This is a genomic window from Spirosoma pulveris (assembly GCF_054781875.1).
Window position 1 is genome coordinate 44,664 of the sequence record NZ_BAAGTO010000020.1, and the last position, 9,928, is coordinate 54,591.

Consider the following 9,928-nt stretch of genomic DNA (forward strand, 5'->3'; position numbering starts at 1 on the left):
TTTGCAGTGTTTTTTGGTTGCTACAGCCGTGTTTTTTTCGTGGCAGGTGGAAGTGTGCGTGCCAGCAGGTTTTCGCCCTAGGCGATGTCCTGCTACTTATTAGTGCGTATGGCTCACTAACCGACAATAGGAGGAAGGGGAGTGGTACGAACCGTGTAAGGCAAATTTTATTTGTAGGCCGGGTGTTCCCCGGCCTACTGTGTTTCTTTTCTTACTCTGCCAATACCGCTTCGACTTCTGGCTCTGATGCGGCCAACATGGCTTCCTGTAGTTCGGCAATCTCCGTTTCCAACTGAGCTAATTTTTCGCTGTGGCGAAACGGTTCATTAACCTTTTGCAGAAAAGCCGCTTCGTCGGCGCGGGCGCGTTCAATTCGTTGCTGACATTGCGCGGGCAAGTGGGCAGCATGGGCCACCGACTGGCGTAGAGACTGAAACAAGCCGGGACCGCTCATCACTTCGCCCCGCAAACTGCTTCCCCATTGATAGGTAAATACGTACTCGTTCCGAAATGAAAAGGGGTCTTGCCGAATCTCGCCGGTCAATATCAGTGGTAGCCCGTTTACCGTAACGATTGCCTGCGTTGTCAACCGACGTTTTAGCTGGCCGCGCATTTTGTCCAACAGGTGTTGTAATGGTCCACCAAACTTTTCAGTATGGGTTTGGCCCTCAATTATCACCTCGTTTACTCTGTATTCGTCTCCATCAGTAATAAACCGGGTCTTAAGTATGGCGCTTTCTGCCTGGAGCGTTGGCAGTAAAGGCACCTGCACTGACAACGTACGCCGGGCGCGTTCTACCTGCATTTGAGCATCCAAAACGCCCCGTTGCCAGTTCTTACGAGCGGTTAGCAATCGAGACAAATCAAGTTGCTTGGCGGCATAGGCTAAGGCATACTGACTGCCCGAAAGAGTAGCCATCATCTGTTCGAACGACATAGCTGCAAAATCATCATCAGCCGAAATGTCATTCATACCTTCGTCGGTCAGATGCCCTTTCAGCACTTGGTTAATGAACTTTTGCTTGATCGCCAATCGTCCGTAGGCAGTCGCATCGAGTGTTTTATCAACGCCATAGGTAAGAATTTCAATGGGCATATTCCAGGCGGCATGTGCGTTCCCCTGACGGATGATACGCCCATTGCGTTGCTCAAAATCGGTCGGGCGGTTTGGCGCGTCAAGGTGATGCAAGCCAACTAGCCGTTCCTGCACGTTAACCCCAACGCCCATTCGCTCAGACGTGCCCAGCATTACCCGAACTTCACCAGTTCGGACTTTGGCAAAAACCGCTTCCCGTTTATCTGCTTCGGCGGGGCAAACGGCCACTTCACAGGCCGGAATACCTTCGGAAACGAGTTTCATTTTCAGGTCGTCGAAGAGATTAAACCGAGCCTCAACATATAGCCGCTCGTCTTCATCAGCAAATAAGTTTGCCGGTGAATGGTATACGTCGGCAAAAACTAACTGAGTACCCTTATATGAATCTGAGAGCTGATACAGCCGTAGAATCTCCGCTGCGGCTCGGTTTAGTTTTGAGCCTGGCTCGTCTTCGTTTCTGGCGTTCAATAATCGAATGTCTAACGTAGCTTTTCGGGCCTGCCCAAAGAGTACCAACGGCAAATGGCTGTTCTCCCGCTTCTCACTGCCTGTTAATCCCTCAAACCACCGTAGCCGTTCACGAATCGCGTCTAACTCAGCCTGTACGCCTTCGGTCTGCTGTAGTATAATTTTTGTAAATCCACCGTCTTTCAGCGTCGGCAAGGTTTGGTCCCGCTGAAACTCGATTACATCATCATTCAGCACCACATCAACATGAGCACAGTATAAATCTGACAACTGACGGACATTGACAAACCGGGCAAACCGAGAAACAGCTTTAAACTGGCCGGTAGTCGTTAACTCGAAGGAGGCAATTAGTTGTCCGAAAGCTCCCGCGAATTGGTCAAACGTGGCAATTCGAGCTTCATCCAGGCGGTCAGGGGCGATAAACCGTAACATTGTCCATGCCTCGGCCATTGTGTTGCTGATTGGCGTTCCCGTAGCTAGTACAACCCGCCCTTGCCGGGCCTGCACCGAGCGGCATTTAAACATGGCGCTCAATGCATCCTCCGATCCTGCCGGGTCAATGCCTTTGATGCCGCGCCGGGACGTAAAAAAGCCTAACCGCTTGTACTTGTGGCATTCATCCAGAAACAGCGCGTCGATGCCCAATTCATCAAACGACAGGATATTGTCTTTTTTTCGGTCGGCTTGCCGGAGTCTCCGGGCTTCTAACCGTAACCGTAATTCATTGAGCCGCTTTACCAATGACTTCTTACTCTTGTTCGGGCCGCGTTCGGTCTGGCGGGACGCTGCGGCAACGGCGGCTTCTACCCGGTTTATTTCCTCTTGCAAAAAAGCTTGCTCGCTGGCCGGATCGTCTGGAATCAGTTTGAGGAAACTTTGCGGAATAATAATCCCGTCGAAGTGGTTGGTCGCTATTCGTTGCAGGAACCGTTTACGGCCCGTTGCTTCCAGATCGCTCCGTTGCGGCACATATACAACCGCCGACGGGTACAACAGCCGCCAACTACGGGCCACTTCATCAACCGTTGAGTTTTGTACGACTAACAGCGGTTTGCGGGCAATACCTAACCGTTTTAACTCCATTGCGCCGGTAATCATCGTGTAGGTTTTTCCGCTACCTACGGCATGGGCCAACATCGTATCCTGAATCTTGATGCGCTCAACAGCCCGAAACTGGTGGTCACGTAATGAAATGGCCGGGTTAGCATTTGGGTACTGACAAAACGATGGCCGGGCAAAACGCCGGGGAACATGCGTATTATACAGGCGGTTAAATGTCTGTTCAATGACATGTTCGTAATGCTGCCGGGCAAAATCAACGAACAGCTCGTTTAGTCGTTCCTGCGCGGCAATCGCCTGGCTCGTTGCTTCTACATCGCGAACAGAGCGTTCTTTACCATCCTGGGTAATGGTTTTGGCAATTACCACACTTCGGCTATTCAAGGCCGATTCAATCAGTTGCAGGGCCGTTCTATTTGACGTACCCAACGACTGGTTCAACGATGAATAAAAATAGGTTGGCGTTTCTATCTCGTACTGTCGGCTACGGTTGTTGTAAGTAGCCGTTACTTCTGGCAGTTGTAAGGTCTCCTGAATAAATCGGGTTACTAATTCATCCGGCAACCACACCGACCCTAAACCAAAGGATATTAACGCGGCCGGAATCGTCGGAGGAACGATATGTTCCAAAGCGTACACATTTGCCTGATAAATCGGCTCGTGACGGGCTTTCTCTGCGGCTATGGCTAATTTCTGCCGAATGTTACCGGATAAGTACGCATCCCGGTCAATCAGACTGCCCGTTACAGGGTCAATGAATCCCAAACCGGCGGCTAATAACTGTTCAGTGACCTCACCAACCGACAACCCAAGCCAACCTGTAATGGCCGGTAATATCAACCTCCCATGAAACCACATTGACAGATTCACCGCATCGGTTATTGACTCTGCCGAAGTAGGATAGGAGAGGGCTACGTTTACCCGCTCCCGGAAAATGGTCGCTTTTTGTAGAACCTGTTTCCCGTTAACTTTTTCAGGAACTTCTAACGCCTGAACACGGCTGAATTGACCATCAAACGTTTCTAAAAATGACAGATGCCGGTTACTGGTCAGCGGACCAAAGAAGGCGGTAAACTCATCGTATAGTGTGTTGAGGTGGGTACGCAACATGGCAACCTCCCAATCGTCTTTTCCTTCCCGTTCGGCCTCTAATAAGCCCGTCAACGTATCGCGGAGCCGAATGTATTGCCGGACAATAGTTGCCTGAATGTACGACCGGCCTTTTATACGTACAACGCCTGGATATAAATCAGCAAGTTGATTTACGGCGGGCTGCTTCGTTTGTTGTCCTTTATGACTCTTCGACAAAAAAACCTTGGGTAGTTGGTCGATGGCATTGGCTAACCGATCTGTCAACTCAGATTGGTTTTCTAAATAAAGGGTTGGCCGGTCCGCTCGGTACAACCCTCCTTTCCCTACTTCATCGGCCCAAACCATTTCACCAAGCATAAAGTCTGGCCGCCCGGCAAAGTATTCGTTTACGTACAGGTTGTTGGTCACTTCCTCGCCTTCTTCCTGCACCGTTCGGTTCCGGACGATGACGGTTCGCTCAAAGGAATGTCCGGCAAACTGGCGGTTCACTCCGTCGCGCCGTTGCAAAAACAGCACATCGGCCGTTACGCTCGTACCGCTGTGGCTCTCGAACGCGCAGGATGGTAAACGAATAGCCCCAACCAATTCCGTCTCAGCCTGACGGGTCAACCATTGCCGGAACTCAGCCCCGCCCTGATCAAGTGTACCCGACGAGGTAATTAGTGCCAACAAACCACCCGGCTTTGCCAACCGCGCCGATTTGCCAATGAAATAGTTATGAATCGGATAGGCCGATACATCGGAGTTCAGCCGGTCATAGACGCTGTAGGCTCCAAAAGGTACGTTACCAATAACAAGGTCAAACGAGCCATTAGGTAGATCGGCTTGCTCAAACCCGCCCACCTCGACGGTAGCATCTGGGTACAGCAATTGCAGAATAAGCCCGGCAATAGGGTCTTTTTCAACGGCTACCCATTCAGCGCGGTCGTTTACAGAAGGGGGAGCAAATCCCACAAAATGCCCGATACCTGCGCCCGGCTCCAAAATGCGGCCACCTGTGAAACCGAACTGGTCAACGGCTTGCCAAATAGCGGTAATGAGGGTAGGGGGCGTATAAAAAGCCGTTAAGCATGAAGCGGCTGCGGCTTGCCGTTCCTCCATCGTCAGCACTTCGTCAATAACCGATGAGTAGCGGCTACTTTCCTCAAACGCAGATGCCAAACCTCCCCAACCTGAAAATTGTACTAATACACCTTTCTCGTCGGCCGTAGCATTCCGGCTCTCTTTGGCAAGAAACTTGGCTAACTGAATGGCTTTAACGTTAGCCTTTATACGTTCGCTTAATGTCCGGTTATAGAACGTATCAGCAGACAGTCGGTAATTACGGCTGTTTAACCCTGATTCTACACCCGAAAACGGTAAAATGACATTGGGTTCGTCGCTCAGCCTATCACTTGGCAAAAGACACCCTTGGCTATCTCTGGCTTGCGATAAAGTCAGTACATTGGCAGACGAGACAAGCCCGAACAGACTAAGCTGGATACAGTTGGGCGGGCTGACCTGCATACGGTCAGCATGGATATGTCGGCGTTGACGCATCCTGATTTTGCCCGAAGTAACACGTCGGAGCCGCGCAGAAGTAACACTATAAAAATACCGCTTATTAGGCGGTATGGCAAGGTTTCAGTAAGATATAGCCGGAGCCTTCGCCCCCTTTCGTTTTCCGATTCGTCAACGTCCATTAAAGCATTACAAACGTCGGTTTTCACAGATAAACAGTCAAAATACTTCTGAATTGCATACCCTTTTCCAAGAAACACATCCTCTTTCTTAAAGGCCATGTTATATAGATGTTCTCTGCCAATAATTGATCCTGGGCTATCAATTTGTAGGCCTAATCTCTTACAGAGCCATTCTTACGGCGTTTATCAGTTTATTGATAGCGGTAGAGAATCACACTATACGCCGGGTAGTTTTCTCGATAATCTAGGTTAAGTAACTAACATTAAACATCAAATCGTGCTAAAACCTACTTCCATCTTGCTTTTAGATTAAGATAGAGCATCAGCAATCACTGATGGTTGTTGGCCTCGGTAGGTTTGCTTGTCTAATTGATGGATCGTATTCCCTTCCATTTACAATCATCATTTGGTTAGGTCCTTCCAGTAATTGTTTAACACGATGTTGTATCTAATGTCGATGTAGAAAACAGCGCCTTTGTTAAAGCAAGATAGAAGTAGGTTTTAGGTGTTGGCGACAGCCATGGGGCTTCCAGAGTTTTGATATTCAGCCTATTGGCCGCTAATTTCTTCTCGACTATTGTGACGGTTTTGATAGAAATATCCACGAACTGACTCACAAATCACTAAATTATCTACCTCGGTCGCCTGTAAATCTCGATTTTAGGCATATTACTGCTGGTTACGAATTCGTTAAACCCAATTTTGCCTGTAAATCTGTAGAAACGACTTTTAACTTGCTTTATTTATCAGGCTGTTTTCTTTTATACATGGCCTACCTCCCCGCTATGCTCATCGGCCCCTTGTAGCACATTCCCTCCATCAACGATGATTTACTTCGTTATCTTCGCCCTACAACTAATAGTTTTTATTGACCATATAGGCTAAGGTATTGGCACCTACAACATCTTTCGTTTCAAAAAACATGTAGTACCGGTAGTCATTGCCTGCTTTGTTTTCCCATAGGTTACCCGAGCGTTTTTTTTACCGTAACAGTTTTATCGAAGTGGTCGCCTTTGGTTTCGACTAAAATGACCTTATCCCGCTTGGTCACAATAATAAAATCAGAATAATGACTGATAAAGCCATTGATCGAAAAATCGCGACCATGTTCATGATTACGGGTCCAGAAGGCGACACTAGTCAGTTCTACAAGAGCGGAGGTAATTCGTCGTTTGAATCAGCAGTGGAAAGAGCTGTCTCACTTGGGAGCGTTAAATGAGAATAAATAAACTCAGTTTATACATTCTCAAACTCTTCCAATCAATGGTTTGTGAGGCTATTCGCTTTGTAGGGACTGTACGGGATTGGCCAAAGCCGCTTTGACACTTTGAAAACTGATGGTTATCAGAGCCGTGCCAACAGCCAACAGACCGGCCCAAACAAATACCCACCACTCGATTGCTACTCGGTAGGCAAAGCTTTGCAACCACCGATGCATAGCATACCAAGCAATTGGGCTAGCCACGATAACAGCAATAAGTGCCAGGATCAGGAAGTCTTTGGCCAACAGGCTGATGATCTGAGTCACCGACGCACCCAGTACTTTGCGGACGCCAATCTCCTTCGTCCGTTGTTGCGTGGTAAACGCCATCAAACCGAACACCCCTAAACAGGACAGCAGAATAATCAAGGCCGAAAACCAGTGGAGGAGCGTTTCTCCTTTGGCCTCCTGCTGGTATTGTTGATCGAAACTTGTGTTTAGAAAAGTCGCTTCAAAAGGGTATTCGGGAATCAGGGAGGCCCACACCGACCGAACCTCATCCATCGCCGTGGGTTTGAGCCGGACCAGCACGTTCCATGGATTATCCCGTTGATAATATAAAATCAGGGGTTCAACCGAATTATGCAGGGAGGCGAAATGGTAATCCTTGACCACCCCGATCACCTGCTGAGGAAGGGAGTCCGTCGTGGAGGTCTTCACTGTTTGGCCAATGGCTTGATCCATGCGCCAGCCCATCCAATGTACAAAGCGTTCGTTAACCACGACCGCCCGGGATTTGTCACCCTCCGAACGGAAATTTCGCCCAACCCGTAACCGGATTTGTAGCAGCGGCAGATAATCTTCGTCGATATGCGCCGAAAAGACGAGCTGCTCGGTCCGCTGACCGTTTTTCTCCCGGATCACACTGGCTTTGGCTTCGTTAGTGATCGGACTCAAACCTAGCGATACGGCTTCAATTCGACTGCTTTTTTCCAGGGTTGCCTTGAGAAGGCGCATCTTTTTGCGAATGGATTCGTCGGGGGGAATACTAATGACCAGCACCTGTTCTTTGCTGAAGCCCGGGTCTTTGCTGCGCAGGTAATTGGTCTGTTGCCGTACCACTAGCGTACCGACGATAAACGTGACCGAAATCGTGAATTGCAGCACCAGTAGCGACTGGCGGGTCCACCCACGACCTAGTCCATAAGTCTGTCCTTTCAGCACCCGTACCGGTTGAGCGGACGACAAAAATAAGGCCGGATAGAGCCCCGTTAGCAGACCAACCAGTACCAACACGGTGAGACCACCCGCCATCAATGATCCCTTGGGCAGCAGTAGCGGAATGCCCGTTAACTGCTCAAACAAGGGACTAGCCAGACCGATTATGGCCACAGATAGTACACAACTCACCCCCATTAATAAAAGTGCTTCGCCCAGAAACTGACTCATCAACTGCCACGTACCAGCCCCCAGTACTTTCCGGATACCCACTTCTTTCTGCCGCTTGGCCGCTTGCACTACGTACAGATTCATATAGTTGATGCAGGCCACCAGCAAAACAAAGGCCGCTATGATGGAGAAGACGACTAAATAGAGTCGATTACCCTTGGGCGTATCATCGAAGAGCCCTTCCACGAAGTGAAGCTCTGTCAGTGGTTGCAGTTGATGGTTAACTTGGATGTCATTGCCTAAGCCCAATGCCTTAATCCGTGGGGCTACCTGCAACTGATCAAATTGGGCCAGCTTCTGCCCAAAGCGAACGGCCTGCGCTTGGTCGTTTAGTAACACGTAGGTAAAACAAGATGTATCGAATACGTCTTCAGGGGAGGGGGGAGCATCCTGCCAAGAAAGCAGCATACTAAATTTCAGGTCGGAGTTAACGGGTAGGTCACGTAGTACGCCGGTGACGGTGTAGGGCTGTTTATTAACTAGTAGCGTCTTCCCCATCGGGTCGCCAATACCGAAGTATTTGGTGGCCATTTTCTGAGTGAGTACCAGGCTATAGGGCTTATTTAACGCAGTCTTACTGCCCGAAAGCAGGTTGTAGGAGAAGACTTCAAATACACGTTTGTCCACTTGATACATATCAGGTTCATTAACCAAACCAGTAGCGTTTCGTAGAATAGCCACCGGCATAGCCTTAAAGCGGACTGTCTTCACTACTTCAGGATAGGTCTGCTGAAGGCGGGGCCCAATATCAGCACTCGACACGGCCAGGCCGTCATCCGAGCCGGTTGTTTTGAAGCGGGTAATTACGCGAAAGATCGAATTGGCCTGTTGGTGAAAATTGTCGAAGGTCAGCTCATTCCAAACGTAAAGCGTGATAAGCCAGCAAGCAGCCATACTGATCGACAAGCCAGTAATATTGATAGCGGTGTAGAGCCGATTTTTTACTAAGGCACGCCAGGCAATTTTGAGATAGTTCTGTAGCATAGAATGTTCCTACCTTATAGAGTACCTAAGGTAGGTCTATAGCTAATAGACAAGCTGTTAAAGTTTGTTAAGCCTGTTATGCTACATATGAGAAAAGCCATCCGTCTCGTGAATGAGCCTTTGCTGAGACGCTCATTTTTAATATCTGTCCAATCTAATCCGTGGCATACGTCAAGTTATATAAGTAGAGTGGCTGTTGCAAAAGTCTGAAAGGGAGCGTATAAGCAAAGGTAACCGTTGATCAGAGATATTTCAATGACTTGAAATCACCTATTAGCAGAGCTAAAATAGGCTGATATCGACTTATGCAACAGCCACTAGAGTTATGTTGTGTGAAAGATTTGTGAAACAACAGTCTATATTGCGTTGACATGTACTCCAAATTGTTCAAATCGACTATGCTAAACTTTCTGCGTCATACCTTACCGGTTGTTTCCTTATTTCTAGTTAGTTCGATAGGATGGGCTCAATCAGTAAAACCGAAAGTATATATTGATCCACGGGGTACTCGATATACTCCACAACAATTCGATAGCATTCAAACAGCGAGTAGAGGTAAGCCCATTGCTCAGATGGATGTAATCCACAAAGAGAATGAAACTCAGATTATTTTTGAACTATTGGCTGACAATCCAAACGATCAATTTAAAGCAAAATGGATTGGTAAGCAGCTACCAGCCTTTTCGTTGAAAGACATTCAGGGTAACGTATATAGCAACGCCTCCTTGAAAGGAAAATTAATCGTTATTAATTTCTGGTCAACAACTTGCGGGCCCTGTATCGAGGAGATGCCCCTTTTAAGTGATTTAATGGCCAAGTACACAGGTAAAAATATTGTCTTTATTGCTCCTGCCCCTGAGTCAGCTGTCCGAATTCAGAAGCTTCTATCAAAACGTC

3 protein-coding genes are annotated in these 9,928 nt (G+C 48.3%); 1 reads left to right on the plus strand and 2 read right to left on the minus strand.

Going from position 1 to position 9,928, the window contains the following annotated elements; translation table 11 throughout:
* Positions 1-211: 211 nt before the first annotated feature.
* Positions 212-5,254 carry an Eco57I restriction-modification methylase domain-containing protein gene (locus ACYVJM_RS30495; protein WP_461151906.1) on the minus strand — a complete coding sequence of 1,681 codons (5,043 nt, stop codon included), beginning with the start codon at positions 5,252-5,254 and terminating at the stop codon, positions 212-214.
* A 1,419-nt stretch (positions 5,255-6,673) separates the two neighbouring features.
* On the minus strand, positions 6,674-9,031 hold the full coding sequence (locus ACYVJM_RS30500; protein ID WP_461151907.1) for an ABC transporter permease: 2,358 nt from the start codon (positions 9,029-9,031) through the stop codon (positions 6,674-6,676).
* A 398-nt stretch (positions 9,032-9,429) separates the two neighbouring features.
* Here ACYVJM_RS30500 and ACYVJM_RS30505 point away from each other — a divergent pair.
* Positions 9,430-9,928 (plus strand): TlpA family protein disulfide reductase (locus tag ACYVJM_RS30505; protein WP_461151908.1); only part of this gene is annotated, 499 nt, incomplete at its 3' end.